Annotated in this window: 28 protein-coding genes and 1 tRNA gene; 15 read left to right on the top strand and 14 right to left on the bottom strand. The window is 65.7% G+C overall.

Going from position 1 to position 20,884, the window contains the following annotated elements:
- Positions 1 to 10 precede the first annotated feature (10 nt).
- From HJG53_RS09455 to ftsE, 4 genes are read right to left on the bottom strand one after another with little or no spacing between them, the layout of a single operon-like run.
- Positions 11 to 694, bottom strand: a complete 684-nt coding sequence (locus HJG53_RS09455; protein ID WP_171129918.1) for a 1-acyl-sn-glycerol-3-phosphate acyltransferase — start codon at positions 692 to 694, stop codon at positions 11 to 13.
- A complete protein-coding gene (locus tag HJG53_RS09450; RefSeq protein ID WP_171129916.1) occupies positions 691 to 1,221 on the bottom strand; it encodes a YdcF family protein in 531 nt (176 codons plus the stop codon). Before HJG53_RS09450 ends, HJG53_RS09455 begins: the two co-directional genes overlap by 4 nt.
- Positions 1,218 to 2,099: an ABC transporter permease gene (locus HJG53_RS09445; protein ID WP_171129914.1), complete on the bottom strand. Its 882-nt coding sequence runs from the start codon at positions 2,097 to 2,099 to the stop codon at positions 1,218 to 1,220. The genes HJG53_RS09450 and HJG53_RS09445 overlap by 4 nt, the downstream gene beginning before the upstream one ends.
- The gene (ftsE, locus tag HJG53_RS09440) at positions 2,096 to 2,800 is read right to left on the bottom strand and encodes a cell division ATP-binding protein FtsE (protein ID WP_171130676.1); all 705 of its coding nucleotides are present in this window, start codon (positions 2,798 to 2,800) and stop codon (positions 2,096 to 2,098) included. Before ftsE ends, HJG53_RS09445 begins: the two co-directional genes overlap by 4 nt.
- A 132-nt stretch (positions 2,801 to 2,932) precedes the next feature.
- Here ftsE and HJG53_RS09435 point away from each other — a divergent pair, with 132 nt between their 5' ends.
- Together HJG53_RS09435 and HJG53_RS09430 are read left to right on the top strand one after the other, a co-directional pair.
- Positions 2,933 to 3,619 carry an MJ0042-type zinc finger domain-containing protein gene (locus HJG53_RS09435; RefSeq protein ID WP_171129912.1) on the top strand — a complete coding sequence of 229 codons (687 nt, stop codon included), beginning with the start codon at positions 2,933 to 2,935 and terminating at the stop codon, positions 3,617 to 3,619.
- A gap of 108 nt (positions 3,620 to 3,727) precedes the next feature.
- Positions 3,728 to 3,814, top strand: a tRNA-Leu gene (locus HJG53_RS09430).
- Between the two features lie 31 nt (positions 3,815 to 3,845).
- Here HJG53_RS09430 and HJG53_RS09425 read toward each other — a convergent pair.
- Positions 3,846 to 4,751, bottom strand: coding sequence for a LysR substrate-binding domain-containing protein (locus HJG53_RS09425; protein WP_171129910.1), 906 nt, complete (start codon positions 4,749 to 4,751; stop codon positions 3,846 to 3,848).
- Positions 4,752 to 5,001: 250 nt separating this feature from the next.
- Here HJG53_RS09425 and HJG53_RS09420 point away from each other — a divergent pair, with 250 nt between their 5' ends.
- Positions 5,002 to 5,697 (top strand): type 1 glutamine amidotransferase domain-containing protein, encoded by a 696-nt coding sequence (locus HJG53_RS09420; RefSeq protein ID WP_171129908.1) that lies wholly within the window; start codon positions 5,002 to 5,004, stop codon positions 5,695 to 5,697.
- Between the two features lie 69 nt (positions 5,698 to 5,766).
- Here the strand turns inward: HJG53_RS09420 and HJG53_RS09415 are convergent, their stop codons facing one another.
- Entirely contained in the window at positions 5,767 to 7,068 is a 1,302-nt protein-coding gene (locus HJG53_RS09415) for an FAD-dependent oxidoreductase (RefSeq protein ID WP_171129906.1), read from the bottom strand.
- Between the two features lie 157 nt (positions 7,069 to 7,225).
- Here HJG53_RS09415 and pnuC point away from each other — a divergent pair, with 157 nt between their 5' ends.
- Both pnuC and HJG53_RS09405 read left to right on the top strand, forming a co-directional pair.
- Positions 7,226 to 7,804 (top strand): nicotinamide riboside transporter PnuC, encoded by a 579-nt coding sequence (gene pnuC, locus HJG53_RS09410; protein WP_171129903.1) that lies wholly within the window; start codon positions 7,226 to 7,228, stop codon positions 7,802 to 7,804.
- The gene (locus HJG53_RS09405; protein WP_171129901.1) at positions 7,801 to 8,340 is read left to right on the top strand and encodes an AAA family ATPase; all 540 of its coding nucleotides are present in this window, start codon (positions 7,801 to 7,803) and stop codon (positions 8,338 to 8,340) included. The genes pnuC and HJG53_RS09405 overlap by 4 nt, the downstream gene beginning before the upstream one ends.
- Positions 8,341 to 8,350: 10 nt before the next feature.
- Here HJG53_RS09405 and HJG53_RS09400 read toward each other — a convergent pair whose 3' ends face one another.
- From HJG53_RS09400 to HJG53_RS09390, 3 genes are all read right to left on the bottom strand, one after another.
- On the bottom strand, positions 8,351 to 8,770 hold the full coding sequence (locus HJG53_RS09400; protein WP_171129899.1) for an endonuclease domain-containing protein: 420 nt from the start codon (positions 8,768 to 8,770) through the stop codon (positions 8,351 to 8,353).
- Positions 8,771 to 8,857: 87 nt separating this feature from the next.
- Positions 8,858 to 9,610 carry a CsgG/HfaB family protein gene (locus HJG53_RS09395; protein ID WP_254447698.1) on the bottom strand — a complete coding sequence of 251 codons (753 nt, stop codon included), beginning with the start codon at positions 9,608 to 9,610 and terminating at the stop codon, positions 8,858 to 8,860.
- Positions 9,611 to 9,848: 238 nt separating this feature from the next.
- On the bottom strand, positions 9,849 to 10,565 hold the full coding sequence (locus HJG53_RS09390) for a DUF72 domain-containing protein (protein WP_171129897.1): 717 nt from the start codon (positions 10,563 to 10,565) through the stop codon (positions 9,849 to 9,851).
- Positions 10,566 to 10,606: 41 nt separating this feature from the next.
- Here HJG53_RS09390 and lepA point away from each other — a divergent pair, with 41 nt between their 5' ends.
- On the top strand, positions 10,607 to 12,418 hold the full coding sequence (gene lepA / locus HJG53_RS09385) for a translation elongation factor 4 (protein ID WP_171129895.1): 1,812 nt from the start codon (positions 10,607 to 10,609) through the stop codon (positions 12,416 to 12,418).
- A 103-nt stretch (positions 12,419 to 12,521) separates the two neighbouring features.
- On the opposite strand, the gene HJG53_RS09380 is transcribed toward lepA, so the two are convergent.
- The 3 genes from HJG53_RS09380 to HJG53_RS09370 all read right to left on the bottom strand — a co-directional run bounded on the left by HJG53_RS09380 (position 12,522) and on the right by HJG53_RS09370 (position 14,609).
- On the bottom strand, positions 12,522 to 13,427 hold the full coding sequence (locus tag HJG53_RS09380) for a ThiF family adenylyltransferase (RefSeq protein WP_171129893.1): 906 nt from the start codon (positions 13,425 to 13,427) through the stop codon (positions 12,522 to 12,524).
- Positions 13,424 to 13,942, bottom strand: coding sequence for a Mov34/MPN/PAD-1 family protein (locus HJG53_RS09375; protein ID WP_171129891.1), 519 nt, complete (start codon positions 13,940 to 13,942; stop codon positions 13,424 to 13,426). Before HJG53_RS09375 ends, HJG53_RS09380 begins: the two co-directional genes overlap by 4 nt.
- Before the next feature lie 403 nt (positions 13,943 to 14,345).
- The gene (locus HJG53_RS09370) at positions 14,346 to 14,609 is read right to left on the bottom strand and encodes a hypothetical protein (protein WP_171129889.1); all 264 of its coding nucleotides are present in this window, start codon (positions 14,607 to 14,609) and stop codon (positions 14,346 to 14,348) included.
- A 121-nt stretch (positions 14,610 to 14,730) separates the two neighbouring features.
- Between HJG53_RS09370 and HJG53_RS19130 the strand changes: the two genes are divergently transcribed.
- Both HJG53_RS19130 and HJG53_RS09365 read left to right on the top strand, forming a co-directional pair.
- A complete protein-coding gene (locus HJG53_RS19130; protein ID WP_368039552.1) occupies positions 14,731 to 15,138 on the top strand; it encodes a helix-turn-helix domain-containing protein in 408 nt (135 codons plus the stop codon).
- Positions 15,139 to 15,142: 4 nt separating this feature from the next.
- Positions 15,143 to 15,709, top strand: coding sequence for an ImmA/IrrE family metallo-endopeptidase (locus HJG53_RS09365; RefSeq protein ID WP_254447667.1), 567 nt, complete (start codon positions 15,143 to 15,145; stop codon positions 15,707 to 15,709).
- Positions 15,710 to 15,853: 144 nt separating this feature from the next.
- Here HJG53_RS09365 and HJG53_RS09360 read toward each other — a convergent pair whose 3' ends face one another.
- Complete coding sequence (locus HJG53_RS09360; protein WP_171129887.1) at positions 15,854 to 16,027, bottom strand: hypothetical protein; 174 nt, start codon at positions 16,025 to 16,027, stop codon at positions 15,854 to 15,856.
- Between the two features lie 140 nt (positions 16,028 to 16,167).
- Here HJG53_RS09360 and HJG53_RS09355 point away from each other — a divergent pair, with 140 nt between their 5' ends.
- The 3 genes from HJG53_RS09355 (at position 16,168) to HJG53_RS09345 (ending at position 17,853) form a co-directional block, all read left to right on the top strand.
- Complete coding sequence (locus tag HJG53_RS09355) at positions 16,168 to 16,701, top strand: dihydrofolate reductase family protein (RefSeq protein WP_171129886.1); 534 nt, start codon at positions 16,168 to 16,170, stop codon at positions 16,699 to 16,701.
- 256 nt (positions 16,702 to 16,957) lie between these two features.
- Positions 16,958 to 17,485 (top strand): nuclear transport factor 2 family protein, encoded by a 528-nt coding sequence (locus tag HJG53_RS09350; protein WP_254447666.1) that lies wholly within the window; start codon positions 16,958 to 16,960, stop codon positions 17,483 to 17,485.
- A gap of 11 nt (positions 17,486 to 17,496) precedes the next feature.
- The gene (locus tag HJG53_RS09345; RefSeq protein ID WP_171129884.1) at positions 17,497 to 17,853 is read left to right on the top strand and encodes a DUF1801 domain-containing protein; all 357 of its coding nucleotides are present in this window, start codon (positions 17,497 to 17,499) and stop codon (positions 17,851 to 17,853) included.
- On the opposite strand, the gene mnmA is transcribed toward HJG53_RS09345, so the two are convergent.
- Positions 17,850 to 18,959 carry a tRNA 2-thiouridine(34) synthase MnmA gene (gene mnmA, locus HJG53_RS09340; protein WP_171130668.1) on the bottom strand — a complete coding sequence of 370 codons (1,110 nt, stop codon included), beginning with the start codon at positions 18,957 to 18,959 and terminating at the stop codon, positions 17,850 to 17,852. The two genes, HJG53_RS09345 and mnmA, sit on opposite strands and share 4 nt — an antisense overlap.
- A 140-nt stretch (positions 18,960 to 19,099) precedes the next feature.
- Between mnmA and HJG53_RS09335 the strand changes: the two genes are divergently transcribed.
- The 4 genes from HJG53_RS09335 (at position 19,100) to HJG53_RS09320 (ending at position 20,855) form a co-directional block, all read left to right on the top strand.
- Complete coding sequence (locus HJG53_RS09335; RefSeq protein WP_171129882.1) at positions 19,100 to 19,360, top strand: hypothetical protein; 261 nt, start codon at positions 19,100 to 19,102, stop codon at positions 19,358 to 19,360.
- 108 nt (positions 19,361 to 19,468) lie between these two features.
- The gene (locus tag HJG53_RS09330; protein ID WP_171129880.1) at positions 19,469 to 19,768 is read left to right on the top strand and encodes a DUF1153 domain-containing protein; all 300 of its coding nucleotides are present in this window, start codon (positions 19,469 to 19,471) and stop codon (positions 19,766 to 19,768) included.
- 195 nt (positions 19,769 to 19,963) lie between these two features.
- Positions 19,964 to 20,170: a 30S ribosomal protein S21 gene (gene rpsU, locus HJG53_RS09325; RefSeq protein ID WP_046348761.1), complete on the top strand. Its 207-nt coding sequence runs from the start codon at positions 19,964 to 19,966 to the stop codon at positions 20,168 to 20,170.
- Between the two features lie 112 nt (positions 20,171 to 20,282).
- The gene (locus tag HJG53_RS09320; RefSeq protein ID WP_171129879.1) at positions 20,283 to 20,855 is read left to right on the top strand and encodes an FKBP-type peptidyl-prolyl cis-trans isomerase; all 573 of its coding nucleotides are present in this window, start codon (positions 20,283 to 20,285) and stop codon (positions 20,853 to 20,855) included.
- Positions 20,856 to 20,884: the final 29 nt, after the last annotated feature.

The raw sequence follows: 20,884 nt of genomic DNA, 5'->3' as shown, positions 1-20,884 counted from the left end.
ACGCGCGACTTCAGCCGTTCAGGGCATTGATGGCGGCGTGGACCCGCGCCTCAACCTCTTCCCGCGGCAGGCCAGGGGGAATGGTCTCGCCGACGCGGAAAGTCACAATGCCCGCGTGCTTGACGCCCTTTTTGGGCAGCAGGCGCCCGCTGTCGCAGGCGATCGGCACCACCGGCAGTCCGAGCAGCCGATAAAGGCCCGACAGTCCGGACTTGAGTTCCGGCGCTTCGCCGTGCGGCACGCGCGTGCCTTCGGGGAAGAGCAGGATGGGCCGGCCTTCGCCGATGATCTCCTTCGCCTCGGTCAGCATCGCGCGCAGCGCTTTCGCGCCGGCGTCGCGGTCGACGACGATCCCGCCATAGCGCTGGCAGGCGCGGCCCCAGAGCGGAATGTCGAGCAGTTCACGCTTCAGCACCGGGGCCGGACGATCGAGCAGCAGCAGCGCCTGGATCGTCTCGTACATCGCCTCATGCTTCATCGCGACCAGCACGGGCTCACGCGGCAGCGTGCCCTCGACGCGCCACCGCACGCCGAGCAACACCCGCGTGCACCAGTCATGGAAATGCGCCCAGCCATAGACCAGCCGCGTCAGCGGGCGGCGCCCCAAGGCGGCTGCGAGTGGCGTCGGCAGCACGAACACCGAGCTCCCGACATAAAAGACGAGCTTGAAGATAGGGGTGCGCAGCCAGCTCACAGGCCGAACAGCACTGCCAGCCGGCGCAGAATATATTTGTGATATTCCCGGAGGAGGATGTTCAGGTCCGGCTCGCTGCGCACCGCGTCGGTGACGATGCGCACGTCGGGCGGCAGTTCCTGGTCGAGCTCGAACCGCGCGCGGCGCATATGCCAGTCGGTCGTCACCAGCCGCACGCTCTTGTACCGGTGGCGCTTCACCCAGTCGGCCGCCTCGGCCCCGTTGGACCGCGTGTCGACCGCTTCATGGCCGAGGTCGATGCAGCAGTCGAACAGCTGCACCGGCGCGCCGAACATGGCCAGGAAATCGCGCCGGTGCACGACCAGATTGACGCCCGATACGAGCATGCGCCTGGCCCTGCGCTCCTTCAGCAGCGACAGTCCGCGCTCGATCCGGTTCGGTCCCCCGGTCAGCACGATGATGCCGTCGGTCGCGCGGTCGTCCGCCGGGCGCGGCAACAGCCCGACGAACAGCACGAAGCCGATCAGCCAGGCGAGCACCAGGGCTGAGATCAGGCGCCGGATCACAGGATGCGCCCCAGCGCGCGCTCGATCGTCAGTCGGGCCACGGCCGTCGCCAGCAGCGCTGCGCCGACCGGCACCAGCAGTAGCGCCGCGGCCGCCGTGCCGCTGAGCGCGACCGAGCCGATCAGTTCCGATCCCAGCGCCTGCATTCGCGCTCCGAGCAGCAGCAGCACCGACATGCCGCCCGCAAAGCCGATCGCCGCACCGATCAGCGCGTCGCCGGCGATCCGCCGCTGGAAGAGCAGGGCGATCTGCCGATCCGTCGCGCCCAGCAGGTGCAGTACGCCGATCGTCTCGCCATGCGTGTCGAGCGCCGCGCGTGCGGCGAGGACAACGCAGGCTGCGGTCGCGCCCGCGGTCAACAGCACGATGCCGAGCGCCAGCGCTCGCAGCGTCCGGATCAGCGTGCCGAGCGGAGCAAGCCAGCGGCCCTGCGCATCCACTCGGGCCGCGGGCGCCGCCGCGCGGACCTTGTGCCGGAGCGGTGTGAGTGCGTCGGGCCGGGCGAGATCGACATCGATCAGGGCCGGTCGGGGCAGTGCCTGTTCGGCGGGCCCCAACCAGGGCTCGACCAACCGGGCAAGCTCTTCATCCGGCACGCGCCTGACGGTGGCGACCCCGCTCACCTGCCGCGCTGCCTTCACCACAGCCTCGGCTTGCGCGTTGCGCAACGCCGGATCCGCCTCGACGATCTGGATCGTGACCCGCTGGTCCATGCGCCCGCTCAGCGCCCCCGCAGAGGAGGCGAGCGCCAGGCCGGCAGCGGCGGCAAGCACGGTCAGGAACACCATGATCGCGAGCACCCAGGGCATGGCGCCGATGCGCCGCCGCTCCGCGAGCAGTCGCCGCTCGGCCAAGCCGGCCTCCGAACGTCCGATCATGCCGGCACCCGGGGCGGGTAGCGGAGCGCGCCGGTCGGATCGTCAAGCTGACCCCGATCCAGCCGCATCAGCCGCGCCTTGGGCACGCTGCCGATCAGCTGCATGTCGTGGGTCGCGACGACGACCGTCGTGCCGAAGCGGTTCAATGCCTCGAACAGCCCCAGCAGCCGCGCCGCCATGTCGGGATCGACATTGCCGGTCGGTTCGTCGGCGACGAGCAATTCCGGCTGCGCGATGACTGCGCGGGCGATGGCGACGCGCTGCTGCTCGCCGCCCGAGAGCGTCGGCGGCCGCGCGGTGGAACGTCCCGACAGGCCCACCCATTGCACCATCTCGCCCACGCGCGACGAGACCTCGCTCTCCGCCACCCCCGCCACGCGCAGCGGCAGCGCGACATTTTCGTAGACCGACAGATGCGGGATCAGCCGGAAATCCTGGAACACCACGCCGATGCGGCGGCGGAGCGCGGGCAGCTCGCTCCGCTTCATCGCCACCACATCCTCGCCGAACAGCCGGATCGATCCGCGGCTCGGCCGCTGCGCCAGATAGAGCAATTTCAGCAGCGAGGTCTTGCCCGCGCCCGACGCGCCGGTGAGGAAGTAGAAGCCGCCGCTCGCCAGCGTGAAGCTGATGTCCGACAGGGTTTCCGCGCCCATGCCATAGCGCAGACCCACATGTTCGAACTGCACGATGCTGCTCACCGCGCTGACACCACCCTCGCTGCTCGCCCCGTTGGTTGAAGCCCATCGCATGCCCGCCGCGCCCGCGTAAAGCACCGTGCTTGCAGGACGAGTCGCGGCAAGGCTAGAAAGCGTTCAGGGAAGGGGCCGCGCATGATCCTTGAATGCCCGGCGTGCCAGGCACGCTATTCGGTTCCGGACGACGCCATCGGGCCGAACGGCCGCACCGTGCGCTGCGCCAAATGCGGGCAGAGCTGGCGCGAAGAGCCGCGCGCGGCGCCCGGACCCGAGCCCATTGTGGAGCTCGCCAAGGCGCCGGAGCCCGAAGTCACCGTCGCTCCGGACCCGGAGCCCATGGCAGAGCCCGTGGCGGACTTCGGCACATCCGAGCCGGCTTACGAAGAGCCGGCGCCGCGGCCCAGCCGGCGCTGGGCGATCATTGCCGCGCTGATCGGCGTGCTGCTGCTCGCCGGGGCCGCCGCCCTGTTCGCGATCGGCCCCGACCAGCTCCGCCAGCGTTTCGGCGGCATCGCCGGCGGTCCCGCCGTGTCGCTGCTGCTCGAAGTGCCGCGCAAGCCCGAGCGCCGGACGCTCGCCAGCGGCAACGAGCTGTTCGCGCTCACCGGCCGTGTCGTGAACCCCACGCGAGAGCGGCAGAGCGTGCCCGACATCCAGGCCGAACTGCAGGATGCGCAGGGCCGCGTCGTCTACAACTGGATCATCACGCCGCCTACCCGCACGCTGGCGCCCGGCGCCGCGGCCGAGTTCAACGCCGCCGAAGTCGACGTGCCGAAAGGCGCCCGCGAGCTGAAGCTCAGCTTCGTCGGCAGCCGCTCCTAGAAGTCGCTCCAAACGGCTGTTGCGAGCCCCAATATGCTCTGCTAGGGGCAGCGGCCTTGCCAGCGCCAGCCCCGCGCCAGTCGACGGGTCCGGCGAGTTGTCTCGAGTGCGGTCGTGGCGGAACTGGTAGACGCGCAACGTTGAGGTCGTTGTGTCCGAAAGGACGTGGAAGTTCGAGTCTTCTCGACCGCACCAGACAGTTATTCGCTTCTCATCCGGGTCAGGATTAGCCGTCGTCGGCCTCGGCGGCGCGCGCCGCCACCAGGCGCGCGATGTTGCGCAGGAAGACGGCGAGCACCGGCGACGGATTGTCGGCCCGGTACCCGGCGGCGATCTCGATCACCGGTCCCTTGTCCGCGAGCGGCCGGCTGACCAGTGAGGCTGGCAGCAGCGCCTTCACATAGGCGGGCAGCAGCGTGACTCCCTTGGTGGAGGCGACCAGGGAAATGCCTGTCGCATAGCCATCGAGGAAGCGGGTCGGGGCCATCACCAGGTCGCGTTCGCGGAAATAGCGTTCGACGATGCCGCGCAACACGTGCGGCGTTTCGGTATAGCCGATGAACGATTCCGGCTCGATCTCTCGTGGGTCGATCGCGCGCCGCTCGGCCAATGGATGTTCCCGCGGCAGGATGACCACGATCGGCTCATGGGCGATGATCTTGTAGTTGACGTCCGGCTGCGGTTCGACGCGCGAGAAGCCGAGGTCGATCTCGCCGCGCTGCACGGCCGCACCGATCGCCGGCGAAAAGTCGCTGGTCACCCGAAAGTCGATCGACTGCAATTCGTCGCGGAGCAGGTGGGTGACATGCCGCAGCCACTCGACCTCCTGGCCGGTCAGAAAACCCACCGCGAAGGTCGCCTTCTGCGGACGGGCCGCACGCCGCGCGGCAGCGACGGCTTCGCCGGCCTGGTGAAGAGCCAGCCGCGCATGATCCAGAAACACGTAGCCCGCAGGCGTCAGGGTGACGCCCCGCGCCCCCCGGACGAACAGTTCCGCGCCCACTTCGAGTTCCAGATCGCGAAGCTGCCGGCTGAGCGAGGGCTGGGACGTGTAAAGCCGCCGTTGCGCGGCCTCGGTCAGGCTGCCCGTTTCGGCCACGGCGACGAAGTAGCGAAGGTGGCGGAGCTCCATGATCCATGCCTTCTAGGCATGGGAGACGAAGATGCAAAGTCTTTGTCCTTGGCTCACTCACTGCGTATTTCGAGGGTGTCGAGAGAAAGCAAACCTGCCTTGAAGCTATGGCAGGGTCCAGCAGATGAAGCATTGGCGGCTGTGGAATCGTGCCTTCCGCAAAGGCAGGCGCGCGTCCGGATCACGCGATGATCATCGGTGGGCGGCGGTCTCTTTGCAAAGCGAAACCTCATTTGGAAGGAGACCAGCAATGACCAAGATTCTGATGATCCTGTCGGCAGCCGACACCTGGACGCGGGCCGATGGTTCCAAATATGAGAGCGGCATCTGGGCCGAGGAATTCGTCGTCATGGACGAGAAGTTCGTGGCCGAAGGCTGCACCGTGGACCTCGCCACGCCCGGCGGGGTGGTGCCGACCATCGACCCGCACAGCATGAACCCTGCCGTGGTCGGTCAGGAGAATGTCGATCATTTCCGCCGCTATCTGGACTCGATCGCCGATCGCCTCGCCCACCCGCTGGCGCTCGCCGATGTCGACGGCCGCCACTATGACGCCGTCGTGATCCCCGGCGGCCATGGGCCGGTCGAGGACCTTTACAAGGACGCCGATGTCGGTCGCATCCTGGCCGAGGCGGACCGCGCAGGCATTCTGATCGCACCCGTCTGCCATGGCCAGGCCGCCCTGCTCGCGGCGCGCGATGCCGAAGGCAAATGGCTGTTCGCCAACCGAGCGATGACGTCGTTCAGCGACGAGGAAGAGGTCGAGCTCGGCACCGCCGACAATGCACCCTGGCTGCTCGCCGACACCCTGCGCAAGCAGGGCGCGCGTTACGAAAAGGGACCGAATTGGGGCGCAAACGTCGTGCGCGACGGCAATCTGCTGACCGGTCAGAACCCGGCCTCCAGCATGCCATTGGCCGAGGCCGTTCTGGCGGCCTTGCGCTGAGCACTGGGACATTCACTTCGGTGAGTTTGCGGGGTCGGCACCAGCCGGCCCCGCTGGCTCAAGGGCTCGCTAGCCGAGACCGGCGGCGATCATCTCGTCGATGGACACGAATTTCTCACGCGGGGCGCCGCTCCTCGCCCGTGCGGCTTCGGCGGCTTCGATCTTCTGCCAGTCGGTGAAGGTGACGACCCGCGCATCGCGCTCGCGGAGCAGCCGGTCCAGCCCCGCCGGTCCCGCCTTGTTCGCACCCTCGCCGATATCGGCGCCGATCAGCTCGACCACCGCATAGCCGTCCGGCCGGTTGGTGCCGATCGTGCCCGTCGGTCCGCGCCGCGCCCAGCCGACGCAATATAGGCCGGGCAGGATGCGCCCGTCGCTGTTGGCAAAGCGGCCGCGGCCATGTTCATAGGGGACGCCTTCGATCGGCGGCGTCTTGTAGCCGATGCAACTGACCACCAGCGACGCCGGCACGACATAGGTCTCGCCGGTCGCCACCGAGCGGAGTTCGCCATCCAGCGTCGTGCGCTCGACGATCACGCGCTCCGCCTTGCCGTCGCCTTCGATCGCGACCGGCATGGCGAAGAAGTCGAACTCGATCGTGACCGGCTTGCCGGCGGTGGGCGTGGCGGCGAACTCGCGTAAGTGGCCGACCGACTTGCGCATGCCGGGTTCCAGCAACGCATCGGCGCCTGGATCGGGCAGGTCGGCGGCATCGACCAGCGGCTGCGCCCGCTCGAGATGGCCGAGTTCACCCAGTTCCTTGGGCGTCATCGCGATCTGGTGCGGCCCGCGGCGGCCGAGCAGGGTCACGCGCACGACGCCCGAGTCCTGGAGCGCCTCGAGCGCATGGCCGGCGATGTCGGATCCGGCGAATTCCGCGCGGGTCTTGGACAGGATGCGGGCGACGTCCAAGGCGACATTGCCGTTGCCGATCACCACCGCGCCCGGACCGCCGAGCGGCGGGTCCAGTTCGGCGAAATCGGGATGGCCGTTATACCAGCCGACGAACGCCGCCGATCCGACGACGCCGGGCAGGTCGCTGCCGGGAATGTCCAGCGGCCGGTCGGCGGGGGCGCCGGTCGCCAGCACGACCGCATCGTAGAGCGCGTGAAGCTCCTCGATCGACACGTCGCGGCCGACACAGACATTGCCGACGAACCGGACATTGGGCGACAGCGCGACCTGCTCATAGCGGCGCGACACTGCCTTGATCGATTGATGGTCGGGCGCCACGCCGAAGCGAATCAGGCCATAGGGAACCGGCAGCCGGTCGATCAGGTCGACGCACACCTGGTCCCCGAACGCCTTCAGTGCGGCTTCGGCGGTGTAGAAGCCCGCCGGTCCGGATCCGATCACCGCGACGTGCCGCAATCCCGCTCTCCCGCTCTTTGCACCCGATGCTAGCGGGGCATGCTGCAAGCGCAAGTCCGCCGCGCATCGGCGTTGCCGCGCAAGCCATCGGTCGTCGCAAACGCCTGATTGGTCGCGCCTGTATGGACAGGTGGGCCTTCGCTGCTAAGTCACGCCGGTGAACCCGTGGGAAGTGCTGGCCGCGTCGCTTGGCGTCATCAACATCGTCCTGATCGTGCGGCGGAGCGTGTGGAATTACCCTTTCGGCATCGCGATGGTGTGCATTTCGGCCTGGCTGTTCGTCCAGCCGGACGTGCGGCTGTACAGCGACGCACTGCTCCAGCTCTTCTTTTTCGTCGTGCAGATTTACGGCTGGTGGCACTGGGCGCGCGCGCAGGCGGAAGCCGGCGAGATTGTCGTCGAGACGCTGGCGCCGGGTCAGCGCGCGGCGGTGCTTGCGGCGATTGCGGTATCGACGCTTGGCTGGGGCGCCCTAATGCACCATTTCACGTCGGCAGCCCTGCCTTGGTGGGATGCCTTCATCGCGATGGCGAGCGTCGCGGCGCAGCTGCTGATGGCGCGGCGCTATCTGGAGAATTGGATTTTGTGGATCGCGGTCGATGCGGTGGCGATCGGCGTTTATGCGGCTAAAGGATTGATGTTGCTCGCGTTGCTCTACCTTCTGTTCCTGATCTTGTCGGCCGTCGGGCTCGCCAGTTGGCGCCGGGCGGAGCGGACGCGCGTGGCCGCGCTGTGACCGCGACCATCTGCCTGCACGGGCCCGAAAGCACGGGCAAGTCGACGCTCGGCCCGCGTTTGGCCGAGGCTCTGGGCGGCATCTATGTCGAGGAATTCGGACGCACCTGGTCCGAGGCGAAGGGTCTGGGTTTCACCATGACCGACCTGGTCGCGATCGCCAAAGGCCATATGGCGGCGACGCGCGATGCGCTCAATCGGCGGCCACCCTATGTCATCCTCGACACCGATCCGCTGATGACCGCCGTCTGGGCCGATATGCTCTTCGGTGAGCGAGACCCCTGGTTCGACCGTTTTCAGGAAACGGCCGACTTCTACCTGATGTTCGATATCGACCTGCCCTGGGTTCCGGACGGCACGCGCATGTTCGGCACTGAGGAACTGCGGCGCCGCTTCTTCGAACTCTCCCGGGCCGAGCTGGAGCGTCGCGGCCTGCCATATGCAATGATCGTCGGACACGGCGAGGAGCGGTTCGCGAATGCGATGAAGGCCATCCAGGACGCCACCCGCGCCGGCCATCTGGCGCACGCTGCGTAGTGGGTGGCGGCTAACCTTGGAAATCCTCCCCCAGCTTGTCTGGGGGAGGGGGACCGTCCGCAGGACGGTGGAGGGGCGCGCGCTCGCGCGCGGCGGCGCAGATCAAGGTGACAACACCCCCCAGGTTGCTCAGAACTTCGAAGGCCGGAATGCGAAGCGTGTGAATCCCTCGCGCTCTTAACCACTCATCTCGGCGAGCATCTTTGCGCGGCTGCTCGCCTCTTTCATGCGCTTCGCCGTCCACTTCCACGCACAGCTTTGCGCGGTCGCAGTAGAAGTCGAGATCATAGTCTCCCGCAGGGTGCTGCTTCCGCCAGTGAAAGCCTGTTTGCTCGTTTCGAAGGTGCCGCCAGAGCAGCCGTCCGGGAAGACTTAACTGCCGGCGAAGCGCCTTGGCTCGGCGATATGCGCGTCCGGCGCCTTTGATCATCAACGGGCCTCGTTCCGCGCTTCGCGCGCCCCTCCACCATGCTCCGCATGGTCCCCCTCCCCCAGCGAGCTGGGGGAGGGTTCTTTTTTACCGAGCCTGCGGAGCTGCCGCAGCCGCGTTCGCCGGCAGGCCGCCGAGCTGCGACACCAGCTTGGTATAGGCGTCGAGATAGGCGAGCACGATCACCTGGCCGATTTCGGTGTCCTGGTAACCCGCACCGCCCGCTGCCGCGAAGCCGCCCATCCAGCCATAGCCGCCGCCGGCGCCGAAGCTGACGTCGGTCTTGCGGGCATAGCCCTGGGTCAGCGCCTCTTCCTCGGTGGTGCGGGCGTTGACGACCGAGAGCGTGACGGTCGCCTCGCCCTTCTTCATGTTGATGCCGCCGGCGATGCCGCCGACCGCACGGCCGAAGCCGCCGAACAGGCCGCCCAGCGCACCCGCCGCCGCGCCGATGCCGCCGCCGCCCGAATTGCGGTTGGCGGTGACGATGTCCGGCTGCAGATAATAGTCGGCGGTCTTCACCTGGCCCTTGCCGAGGTTCGATCCGGCCTGGAGTTCGCCGGAATCGGCCATCGCGCGTTCCATGTTGCGGCTGGCGAGCGAGCGGCCGCGATTGACGATGGTGAAGCAGCCGGACTGCTGGATGAACACCTTCAGGATCGCCTCGGGGCTGCCGAGATTATATTCCCGCCACCATTGCGTGTCTGGCTCGACGATCGCGACCGAGCCGAGCTTGCGGGTGCAGGTCGGGATGTTCCGCTCCGCCCGCTCCTGGCTGCGGCGCGCCGACGATGCGCCCTTGGTGGTGCCGTCCTTGTAGGTCCGGCCGTCCGAAGACATGTTGGTCTGCGCCACCGCCGGCGACATGGACCCGATGACTGCCGCCCCCGCGGCCAAAATTGACATCAACTTGCGCACAATCTGTCTCCCTAAACCCTTGAAGCAAGGCGTGTTGCCCCCGTTTGCGAGCACGCCTTACCCGGCGCCGAAGCGCCGTTCCGTGACCCAAGTCACAGCCATTGCGATGTGCGACCCCTTTTCAGCGACGATAATGTAAAGCGCGCGCCTTGGCGACTGGTTAAGCGCCGAGCAGCGCCGCCAGATCGAGCGCATTCCCCGCCGCCGCGCCGCCTGCGGTGTTGTCGAAGATCACCCAGCAATCATCGCTGATGCGCAGCGCCTCGCTCAGCCGCGCGGCCCAATGATCCAGCGCACCCGCTTCATAGCTGGACCAATAGGTGCGCGGACTGCCGTGAAGGCGGAAGTAGCTGAGCCCGCGCCACCCGCCCGGCGCGGCGGCCGCCGGCACCGGCGCCGGATCGGCCGCGACCCGCGCCACGCCATGCTCCGCCAGCAGCGCGTCCGCCGCGTCGGTGAACCAGCTCGGATGGCGCGGCTCGCACACCACGGCGCCAGGCAGCAGCGCGAAGAAGGCGTCCGCCACCGCCGCGTCGAAGGCAAGGCTCGGCGGCAGCTGCACCAGCAGCGGCCCGCGCTTCTCGCCCAGCGGCGCGATCTGCTCCAGGAACGCCGCTACACCTTCCGCGCAATCGACCAGCTTCGCCTGGTGCGTGATCGTCTTGGGGACCTTCACCGAGAAGCGGAAATCCGCCGGCACCGCCTCCGCCCACCTCTCGAACGTCGATGCCCGGTGCGGCCGGTGGAAGGTCGAGTTGATCTCGGCGCATCCGAACCGCCCCGCATAGCGCTTGAGCGTCGAGCCCTCGGCCGGAAACAGCTCCGCCGCCTGGCGCGGGATCGCCCAGCCCGCCGTGCCGATCCTGAGTGCGCCCAAGCTTTCCCGTTCCTCCCGCCCCTGCTAACGCGCGCGGCGACATGGCCACCGAACTTTCCAAGATCCGCAATTTCTCCATCATCGCGCATATCGATCATGGCAAGTCGACGCTCGCCGACCGGCTGATCCAGCGCACCGGCGGCCTGACCGAGCGCGAGATGTCGAGCCAGGTGCTCGACAATATGGACATTGAGAAGGAGCGCGGCATCACCATCAAGGCGCAGACGGTGCGCCTCGACTGGAACGGCTATGTCCTGAATCTCATGGACACGCCCGGCCATGTCGACTTCGCCTATGAAGTCAGCCGCTCGCTTGCCGCCTGCGAAGGCGCGCTGCTGGTCGTTGACGCGGCGCAGGGCGTCGAGGCGCAGACGCTCGCTAATGTCTATCAGTCGATCGAGCACGACCATGAGATCGTGCCCGTCATCAACAAGATCGACCTGCCCGCCGCCGAACCCGAAAAGGTCCGCGCCGAGATCGAGGAAGTGATCGGCCTCGACGCGTCGGAAGCGGTGCTCGCCTCCGCCAAGTCCGGCATCGGCATCGACGAAGTGCTGGACGCGATCGTCACCAAGATCCCGCCGCCCAAGGGCGACCCGGAGGCGCCGCTCAAGGCCATGCTCGTCGACAGCTGGTACGACCCCTATCTCGGCGTCGTCATCCTCGTCCGCGTGATCGACGGCACGCTGAAGAAGGGCCAGCAGATCAAGTTCATGCAGGCGGGCACCACCCACCTGATCGACCGCGTCGGCGTGTTCCGCCCCAAGATCGAGAATCTGCCCGAACTCGGCCCCGGCGAAATCGGCTTCATCACCGCCCAGATCAAGGACGTGGCGCAGGCGCGCGTCGGCGACACGCTGACCGACGCCAAACGCCCGGCCGAAGCCGCGCTGCCCGGCTTCAAGGAAGTGCAGCCCGTCGTCTTCTGCGGCCTGTTCCCGACCGACGCCAACGACTTTGAAAAGCTCCGCGAAAGCATTTCCAAGCTGCGCCTCAACGATGCGAGCTTCAGCTTCGAGATGGAAACCTCGGCCGCGCTCGGCTTCGGCTTTCGCTGCGGTTTCCTCGGCCTCCTCCACCTGGAGATCATCCAGGAGCGGCTGACCCGCGAATATGATCTCGACCTGATCACGACGGCGCCCAGCGTCGTCTACCGCCTGCTCCTCAATCGCAGCGCCGGCGAGGCGGAGGCGCAGACGGTCGAGCTCCACAACCCCGCCGACATGCCCGATCCCAACAAGATCGACATGATCGAGGAGCCGTGGATCGAGGCGACCATCTATGTGCCCGACGAATATCTGGGCGCGATCCTGAAGCTCTGCCAGGATCGCCGCGGCATCCAGAAGAACCTCACCTATGTCGGCGGCCGCGCCCAGCTCACCTACGAGCTGCCGTTGAACGAAGTCGTGTTCGATTTCTACGACCGGCTGAAATCGATCAGCCGCGGCTATGCCAGCTTCGACTATCACCAGATCGGCTATCGCGAGGGCGACCTCGTCAAGATGAGCATCCTGGTCAATAACGAGCCGGTCGACGCCCTGTCGATGATCGTCCACCGCTCCACTGCGGAAACGCGCGGCCGCGGCATGTGCGAGCGGCTGAAGGACCTGATCCCCCGCCACCTGTTCAAGATCCCGATCCAGGCCGCGATCGGCGGCAAGGTCATCGCCCGCGAAACCATCGCCGCGCTGCGGAAGGACGTGACCGCCAAATGCTATGGCGGCGACATCACCCGCAAACGCAAGCTGCTGGAGAAGCAGAAAGAGGGCAAGAAGCGGATGCGGGAATATGGCTCGGTGCAGATTCCGCAGGAGGCGTTTATTGCGGCGCTGAGAATGGGGGATGAGGGCTGAAGCTAAGGAAGGGATGGCGAAGCAATCGCCGAGTTAAACCAAGCTGAGCGGCGTCACCGGCCGGCACGCCACAAGCGCGACCGACAACGCGGGCTTTGCTCGGTTATCTGGTCCCTGATGCTGACAAAGTTTTTCTCGCCCGACGCTCCCGCAAGTAATCCAAGCTTAAATATCGTTCTACTTGCGCCTCAGACCCTCGGCCCCTCATCGCACAGATCGGACAGTCGGGTTGAGGAGAGTCAACCGACACGACTACCTTCGATTGGTGACCGCGATATTCGAGATTTGGCGTGGGTGGACGCATCTGAGTTACGGCCACCATGAACTCTGTGGCAGCAAGTGCTGCCACAACACCGTTTATCGGGGACACGGACGGTCCACGCTCATCCAGCAACGACCGGTCTATGCCGTAGATGCGATCCCGCGCCTCATTCGCATCGTCAGTTGCAAAGAAGGCTCGAATGTCGGCTTGATCAAGCAGCCCAAGGCATTTGAGACATCCGGTTCCCCGCTGGGATAGTGTCACCCGGCCCCCGTAAACTCCGTTCATCGGGACATCCGAAGCCAAGTCGAAGTATGGCTTGTCATATGCGATGCTGAGTTCACTCAAAATCATTCTTGGGCCATCTTCATCGAAGCAGCCGAACACCCAATCTGCCTGACGTACCGCCTGGAATACCTCGGCACTCAGTAATGAATGGGGTATACCTTGGTATGCGATTGAGGGATCAATCGCGTGAATCAGCCGACCGATTATATCGACCTTGAGCGTGCCTGGAACCGAGTCAGAGTGAAAAGCCCCTACGAAGCGGTTTCGATTTGTCTCGCTCAATTCTTCGTCGTCGGCAGCAGCAATATTGCCTACACCTAACAGTGCCAAATGCTGAGCAAGCGGGCTCCCAAGGCCTCCAGCTCCGACAATCAGAGCGTTGGCCTGCTTAAGCCGCAATTGCCCTTTGGCTCCGAACAGCTCGACATTACGCTGATCTCTTTCACGTATCTCAATCACGACCAGCCTCCGAGCGACAAATTGGTCGGACGCAGAAGCTCTTGGCCGGCGAGAACCGCCGTGAGCGGCGCAGGTTGGCGTTCGCCTTGTCCCCAAACCAAAGCATCAAATCCGCTAGGGGCCACGACAATGGCTATGTAGGGACGCCCGCTCAATCTCCACTGCATATGGGGAACTGTTTCCAGCAAGCCCTGTCGGTCAGCCTCAGAGAACTGCGCAGGCCAAGGTCCCGGATGCGAGTGGATCTCTGCGAGCGATGCTCCGAGGTCGTGAGCACGTTTGATGAGCCGCGCTCGCGTTTCCGCCTTGAGCTCTAAATAGTCACTTTCCTGCGTCTCAAACTCATGCTCTTGCAGCAAATCCTCGTCGATTACGTCAAAGGCTGTACTCCCTTCAGCCATCGGCGTCTGCTTGAGATGCAGAAAAGCGGCGTGTTCGACCAGCGAATTTGGAGGAAGAACGTGGCGTACAATGCGGTCGAAGCCGCCGTCCGGCAGCCGAAGCAGCGTCCTCATAATCCTTCCTTCAACCTTAGGTAAAAGCTCGCAGCCCATTGACGAAGATTGGAACCCGACTTGACGTCGCCGGTGGCCAACCATGTTGCATCTGGGCACCATGAGAATTGAAGCCAGCTTCCACCGAAAGCCGGATTCTCCACGTGGGTGACGTTGTTGGGAGTCGTGTCCCCGAACGTAAGGTCGGACGGTCCCCAAAATGCGTATGGGTCGCTCGTCGGGTAGGCTGGTCCGGCGCAGAATAGTATTGGAGCGGTTTCTACCGGTTCCCCATTTCGTTTCCATCCGGGAGGAAAGGGGTAACCAGCGATTCGAAACCAGTCGTGGCCCGAATGCTCCGCATGCTCGATAGCGGGCCACGACTCTTGTAGATACTCAACTTCTTGTTGGATGCGGCTACGCATCAGCCGCGCTTCCAACGAACTTTCTTGCTGAACCCAAGTCCCGGCTTAAGCTTGATCACTTCCTGCGGGGCGAGGGTCCGCTCGTTGTTATCGGCGTCGACCTCGATCACGCCTTGAGCAGAATCCCACTTGCCGAGAGCGATAATCTGCTCGGTTGTGATCGTGTCTTCTTCCCAAGGTACGAGACCGACCCCTTCTATGTTCAGCATGTACTTCGGGCCGGGGTTCGACTTCGCGTCTAGGCCTGTGCTCTGGAAACTCATCTCGTGTTCCTTTCCGGGCGTCTGAACACCTGCATTCGGTGGATTGGCTTGACTCGCGCTTCGTTCTCTGAATCTATGTCTCACACATGAGACTGTCTCGTATCTGGGACGACCATGTCTCATGGGAGAGACGTATGTCGGCGCTCGTCTGCCGTCAAGCCATCAGGAATCAATTTTCGGAGGATCAATGAGTCTTCGCCTGAGCGAACTCGCCCGCCTCATGCGTGAGAAGCGGGGCAGTGTGGGTGTGCGAGCCGCAGCCGCAGAAGTCGGAATAAGCTCAGCGACATTCTCGAGAATCGAGAATGGCCACATGCCCGATTTGGAGTCGTTTGCGAAAGTGTGCGCTTGGTTGAAAGTAAATCCAAGTGAGTTTCTTGGCACACCCGTTAAACAGGAGCCGCTCTCTGCAGCGGCTGTTCATTTCAAAAAAGATAGAGCTACTCGACCTGAGACGGCAGCCGCGTTAGCCAACCTTATCGTCGTTGCGGAGCAGGCCCTCCGGGCGCGGGCTGCACTTACGGAGTAAGCAGTTGCAGCGAGGTTTTAAGGCCCGTGCCGAAAGGATTGCGGCAGAAATCCGCGATGAAATGGGCCTCGACCAACTATCGCCATTATGCCCGTGGGAGCTCTGCGACCACCTCGGCCTGATAGTTCTATCACCGGCAGAGCTACCTCTAGCGGCTAACGACCTCGAACAGTTAACGGTAAAGGACCCGGATAGTTGGTCCGGGTTGACCATCCGCAGTTCTGGCTTGATCGCGGTGATAGTGAATCCAGCCCACCCAAAATCTCGCCAACGCAATACGCTGATGCATGAGGTCTCACACGTGCGCCTGAAGCACGTGGGTAATCGCGTTGACGTCTCCGAGGACGGCATTCTTTTGGTGAGCGATTTCAGCCAAGAACAGGAAGAAGAGGCTAACTGGCTTGCCGGAGCTCTTTTGGCTCCCCGGGAGGCGCTGTTGGCAGCTCGCAAAGCAGGACGAACCCCAGCCCAAATTTGCCAGCAGTTTGGCATCAGTTCTGAGCTTTGTCTGTGGCGCCTCCGAATGACAGGCGTTGAGGCCCAAATGGGCTATAGTCGGAGCCGCCGATAGCGACGGACTTGCCTGAGGCGCGGGAGTGAATCTTGCGCTGTCGGTCTTCGTCCTTAGGCGGGCTTAGGACCAGGCCGTCCGCGGTTCGTCTAACTTCCCGTAAGTCGCTGGATCGCCATTGCGATCGCTCCTTACTCTCGGGGCTCACCGGTCGCCTTTATCTCCCTGCCCCGGCTTCACCTTCGTCTTGGCGTCATGCCGCGCGTCGGCAGAGAGGGATTTGCCTTGGTCGACGACATGCCTGAACTGGCCGCTCTCGTCGCGGCGGACATAGCGTTTGTCGGTGCCGGTATCGATCAGTTCGTGCTTCGCAGCCATGGCTGGACTTCTTGGTTGTATGGCGCTTGAATCCTCGAGGCACGGGCACGGTTCCGTCGTTCAGCCAAGCAACCGGCTATGCGGCGTTGGGTTCCGTCAGCAGCCGGGATCTGCCGGCGGGTCGCGTCGGAAGGAGAACCATGGCCACCCTCGTCTTCGGGATGAACGTCTCCCTTGACGGCTATGTCGATCATGACCGGTTTGCGCCGGCGCCGGGGTTGTTCCGGCACTTCGTCGCGGAGGCCGAGGGGCAGGTGGGCAGCGTCTATGGGCGGCGGCTTTATGAGCTGATGCGCTATTGGGACGAGGACCAGGCGGAATGGGGCGCGGATCATCGCGCCTTTGCGGCGGCGTGGCGGCGGCAGCGTAAATGGGTCGTGTCGCGCACGCTTGTCGAGGTCGGGCCCAATGCGCGGCTGCTCGACGCCGGCGATCTGGCGGGCGAGGTCGCGCGGCTGAAGGCCGCCCATGACGGCGAGATCGAGGTCGCCGGGCCGATGCTCGCCGGGCGGCTGACCGAGCTCGGCCTGATCGACGAATATCGCATGTACCTCCACCCGGTGGTGTTGGGCGGCGGCACGCCCTATTTCGCCGGCGCCCGCCCGCCGCTCCGCCTCGTCGCGCACGACCGGATGGACGGCGACGTGCTCCGCCTGGCCTATCGTCCCGCCTGATTTCGCTGTCCTACACGCGCGCCCGCCTGTTAGCCTCTCCCCTGTGTCGCACCCGTCGATCAGGCCCGAAATTCTCATGTTGCACGTGCAGAATGTGCGGAATGTGCACATCGTGCGGAATGTGCGGGAAGCCGCGCGGGCCGTTTGCCGCGGTGCCGCCGATCGGCTGGTCGCCGGCAGCGGCAGGTTCGTCGACGGCCGCTGCCGGCGTCGCTGCGCTGGTGTATTGTCTTGGCAATACACAGGGAGACCAACCATGCCGATGCCGATCCTCTTCGCCGCCGCCGCCGCCGCCGCCGCCGCCGCCGCCGCCACCGCCGCCGCCACCGCTGCGCCGGCGACCGTCACGCTGCCGCCGCCCGCCGCGTTGCGGACCCAGATCGAGGCGCGGGACGCGCGGCTCTTCGCCGTGCTGTTCGGGCTCGACTGCCGGCCCCAGCGGATGGCGGAGCTCGTGACGGACGACCTGGAATTCTATCATGACAAGGATGGCGCGGCGTTCGGCGGCAAGGATATGGTCGACACCTTCATGCGCATCTGCGCGGAGCGGTCGCAGCCCAATGCCTGGCGCTCACGGCGCGAATTGGTGCCCGGCTCCCTGACCGTCGATCCGGTCCCCGGCTATGGCGCGATCGAGGCCGGCGAGCATGTCTTCTACGAACGGCGCGGGGAGGGGCCGGAGAAGCTGGCGGGCCGGGCGCGCTTCGCCAATCTCTGGCGGCTCACGCCCGACGGCTGGCGGCTCGCCCGCGTGTTCAGCTACAGCCACGCGGCAGTGAAATAGCGGAGGTCGGGATGAGCGAAGCCGATTGGCGGGACGCAGTGATCGAGCGGGTGCGGCAGCTGATCCGCGCCGCCGACCCGGCAGTGGTCGAGACGGTTAAGTGGAAGAAGCCGTCCAACCCCGCCGGCGTGCCGGTCTGGGAACGCGGCGGCATCCTGTGCACCGGCGAAACCTATAAGGACAAGGTGAAGCTGACCTTCGCGCAGGGCGCGGCACTGCCCGACCCGGCCGGGCTGTTCAATGCCAGTCTCGACGCGGGCACGCGCCGCGCGATCGACCTGAGGGAGGGCGATGCGCTCGACGAACAGGCCTTCGCCACGTTGATCCGCGCTGCGGTCGCGCAGAACCTGGCGAGCGGCGCAGCCTAGGCGGCTTCGGCCAGTGCGGCGGGCTCGGTCGCCTCGATCCAGCCGCCGCCGAGCACCCGGTCGCCGGCATAAAGCACTGCCGCCTGGCCGGGGCTCACGCCATATTCGGGCTGCAGGAAGCGGATGGTGTCGCCGTCCAGCACCGCCGGCACCGGCTTGGCAAGCGAGCGGACCTTGGCGGTCATCGGCCCCTGATAGCCGCCGCCGAGCCAGTTGATGTCGCTCAGCCGTGCCGCGCCGACCGCCAGCGCCCGCTTCGGGCCGACGACGACGCGCCGCTGCTCCGCCTCCAGCCGCACGACATAAAGCGGCTCGGGCTGGCCGCCGATCTCGAGCCCCTTGCGTTGGCCGACGGTGAAGTGGATCAGCCCCTTGTGCCGGCCGATCACCCGACCTGAGAGGTCGACGATCTCGCCCGCGGTCTCCGCCTCGGGCCGCAGCTTCCTGACCAGCCCGGCATAGTCGCCATCGGGCACGAAGCAGATGTCCTGGCTGTCCGGCTTGGCCGCGACGCCGAGGCCGAGTTCGGCGGCGATCGCGCGCACCTCGGGCTTCGGCATCCCGCCGAGCGGGAAGCGCAGAAAGTCGAGCTGGGCGGCGGTCGTCGCGAACAGGAAATAGCTCTGGTCGCGCGCCGGGTCGGCGGCGCGGTGCAGCTCCGGCCCGTCCGCTCCCTCGACCCGGCGGACATAATGGCCGGTCGCCAGGCAGTCGGCGCCGAGGTCGCGGGCCAGGCGGAACAGGTCGGTGAACTTCACGCCCATGTTGCAGCGGACGCAGGGGATGGGCGTGCGGCCGGCGAGATATTCGTCGGCGAACTGGTTGATCACCGAACTGCGGAACGCGCTCTCGTGATCGAACACATAGTGCGCGATGCCGAGCCGGTCGCACACCGCGCGGGCATCGCGAATGTCTTGGCCGGCGCAGCAGCTGCCGGTCCGCCCGACCGCGGCGCCATGATCGTAGAGCTGCAGCGTAACACCGATCGTCTCCGCGCCCGACCTGGCGGCGAGCGCCGCCACGACCGACGAATCGACGCCGCCCGACATCGCCACGACGATGCGCTTGCCGGTCAGATCGGCGCCGAGCTGGAAATCCGCGAACATGTCGCCGGGCATATAGGCGCGCCGCCGCGCGCCGTCACCCGAGCGGCAAAAAGCTGCCGCACTGTGGCGGATTTCCCGCAATCGCTTTTACTTGGGCTTCAATCCTCTCCGCTACACCGACCTGCGAGAACGGGGGATGGATGAAGCAGCATAAGGGCATATCGGAATGGAAGCTGACCGCGCAGCCGGCCAAACCAGACTTCGCGACGATCGTCGCGATGGCGGTGGCGCGGCAGGCGGCGAGCCCGACCGCCCAGGTGATCGCTTCGTCCGAGGCCGGTCAGGTGAGCCCGGTATCGCTGATCGAATTATTCGCCGCTCGTCGCCGCCGCGGCGCAGTGTCGGGAGCCAGCTTCAACACCGGCGTCGCCTCTTTGCTAACGCCGCCGAAAGGAACGTGACGCCGATGTTTACCCTCGCATTTCAACGTTCCTGAACCCCGGTCGGCTAAACCGATGCCGCGTTCGCGTTTGGCTCCTGAAACGAGCCGCAGTTGCTTTGAGGTCATGATGTTCGAAAACCAGAAAATCCGTCCCGCTCAGGTCATCGGCCCGCTCGGCGAGCCGCTCACGCTGGAGACGCTGCCGGCACCGGGCACCAGCCGCTGGGTGGTGCGCCGCAAGGCTGAGGTGGTGGCTGCCGTCAATGGCGGCCTGCTGACAGTGGACGAGGTTTGCGAACGCTATGATCTGACCGTGGAAGAGTTCGCCGCCTGGCAGCGCGCCGTCGACCGCTCCGGCATGCCCGGCCTGCGCGTCACCCGCATCCAGCACTATAAGTCGCTCTACGAGCGCCAGCAGAAGTATTAATCGCCTCCCGAGGTGATGCGAAGAGCCCCGCCGGCGACGGTGGGGCTTTTTGCTTGTCGACTCAGGTGCGGATGTGTAGAGGGCGCCTTTCGCGGCGCGCCTTGGGGTGCGACGAACCACTTGCTATGTTTGGCGTTTGGCGGGCCGAGTGAGCGGCCACCGGACCGCTGTGAAGAAACGGAGACTGACGGCCTTATGCAAATCCTCGTCCGCGACAACAATGTCGACCAGGCGCTGCGCGCCCTCAAGAAGAAGCTGCAGCGCGAGGGCGTCTATCGCGAGATGAAGCTCCGCCGTCACTATGAAAAGCCGTCGGAAAAGCGCGCCCGCGAGCGCGCCGCCGCGATCCGCCGCGCGCGCAAGCTCGAGCGCAAGCGCGCCGAGCGCGACGGGGTGAAATAAGCACTTCCGACCTTTTCCCGGCGGAACATTGGAAGCCGTCCGTCCTACCCGGGATGGACGGTCTTCTTTTGCGGTGGCAAGGAATCGCCGACATTCGAACCGGAGCCCTCTCATGTCCGTGACTGCCGTTCCCATTGCCCCCACTCCGCGCCGCGTGCTGGCGATGCTGTGGGGCGGGCTTGCCCTGGCACTGCTGGCGGCTCTGTGGCTGGCTTGGGCCGGTACGTCGCAAGCGGTAGCCCAGACGGGTACGACGGATCAGTTCCTCGCCTGGAACGCGCGTCAGGCCGGTGTGCAGACGACCGCGTCAGGCCTGCAGTACAAGGTGCTGCAAGCGGGCGAAGGCGCCAAGCCGACCGATGCCGATGTGGCGCTGATCAGCTACAAGGGAACGTTGCGCGACGGCACCGTCTTCGACCAGAATGAGCGCTCCCCGCTGCCCGTGGCTCAGGTCGTTCCCGGCTTTTCCGAGGGTCTGAAGCTGATGCAGAAGGGCGGCAAGTATCGCCTCTGGATCAAGCCGGAGCTCGGCTATGGCGAGCGGGCAGCCGGTCCGATCCCGGCCAACTCGCTGCTCGTGTTCGATGTCGAACTGATCGAGTTCCTGCCGATGGCGGTGCTGCAGCAGATGCAGATGCAACAGCAAATGGGTGGCGCTCCGGGCGGCATGCCCGGGCAGCGCTAAGCATCATCGGTTCTCCTGCGAAGGCAGGA

Origin of the sequence: Sphingomonas sp. ID1715, from assembly GCF_013044515.1 — a bacterium.
In the GTDB taxonomy this organism is placed as follows: domain Bacteria; phylum Pseudomonadota; class Alphaproteobacteria; order Sphingomonadales; family Sphingomonadaceae; genus Sphingomonas_B.
Note: the sequence above shows the minus strand (reverse complement) of the source record. Positions and strands in the feature narration are given on the sequence as shown.

Excerpts from the sequence above, each read along its gene's own strand:
- HJG53_RS09445 (WP_171129914.1), bottom strand. The coding sequence starts at position 2,099 with ATGATCGGACGTTCGGAGGCCGGCTTGGCCGAGCGGCGACTGCTCGCG.
- HJG53_RS09435 (WP_171129912.1), top strand. The coding sequence starts at position 2,933 with ATGATCCTTGAATGCCCGGCGTGCCAGGCACGCTATTCGGTTCCGGAC.
- HJG53_RS09425 (WP_171129910.1), bottom strand. The coding sequence starts at position 4,751 with ATGGAGCTCCGCCACCTTCGCTACTTCGTCGCCGTGGCCGAAACGGGC.
- HJG53_RS09420 (WP_171129908.1), top strand. The coding sequence starts at position 5,002 with ATGACCAAGATTCTGATGATCCTGTCGGCAGCCGACACCTGGACGCGG.
- HJG53_RS09400 (WP_171129899.1), bottom strand. The coding sequence starts at position 8,770 with ATGATCAAAGGCGCCGGACGCGCATATCGCCGAGCCAAGGCGCTTCGC.
- HJG53_RS09395 (WP_254447698.1), bottom strand. The coding sequence starts at position 9,610 with ATGTCTTCGGACGGCCGGACCTACAAGGACGGCACCACCAAGGGCGCA.
- lepA (WP_171129895.1), top strand. The coding sequence starts at position 10,607 with ATGGCCACCGAACTTTCCAAGATCCGCAATTTCTCCATCATCGCGCAT.
- HJG53_RS09375 (WP_171129891.1), bottom strand. The coding sequence starts at position 13,942 with ATGAGGACGCTGCTTCGGCTGCCGGACGGCGGCTTCGACCGCATTGTA.
- HJG53_RS09370 (WP_171129889.1), bottom strand. The coding sequence starts at position 14,609 with ATGAGTTTCCAGAGCACAGGCCTAGACGCGAAGTCGAACCCCGGCCCG.
- HJG53_RS19130 (WP_368039552.1), top strand. The coding sequence starts at position 14,731 with ATGGGAGAGACGTATGTCGGCGCTCGTCTGCCGTCAAGCCATCAGGAA.
- HJG53_RS09360 (WP_171129887.1), bottom strand. The coding sequence starts at position 16,027 with ATGGCTGCGAAGCACGAACTGATCGATACCGGCACCGACAAACGCTAT.
- HJG53_RS09355 (WP_171129886.1), top strand. The coding sequence starts at position 16,168 with ATGGCCACCCTCGTCTTCGGGATGAACGTCTCCCTTGACGGCTATGTC.
- HJG53_RS09350 (WP_254447666.1), top strand. The coding sequence starts at position 16,958 with ATGCCGATGCCGATCCTCTTCGCCGCCGCCGCCGCCGCCGCCGCCGCC.
- HJG53_RS09345 (WP_171129884.1), top strand. The coding sequence starts at position 17,497 with ATGAGCGAAGCCGATTGGCGGGACGCAGTGATCGAGCGGGTGCGGCAG.
- mnmA (WP_171130668.1), bottom strand. The coding sequence starts at position 18,959 with ATGTTCGCGGATTTCCAGCTCGGCGCCGATCTGACCGGCAAGCGCATC.
- HJG53_RS09335 (WP_171129882.1), top strand. The coding sequence starts at position 19,100 with ATGAAGCAGCATAAGGGCATATCGGAATGGAAGCTGACCGCGCAGCCG.
- HJG53_RS09330 (WP_171129880.1), top strand. The coding sequence starts at position 19,469 with ATGTTCGAAAACCAGAAAATCCGTCCCGCTCAGGTCATCGGCCCGCTC.
- rpsU (WP_046348761.1), top strand. The coding sequence starts at position 19,964 with ATGCAAATCCTCGTCCGCGACAACAATGTCGACCAGGCGCTGCGCGCC.
- HJG53_RS09320 (WP_171129879.1), top strand. The coding sequence starts at position 20,283 with ATGTCCGTGACTGCCGTTCCCATTGCCCCCACTCCGCGCCGCGTGCTG.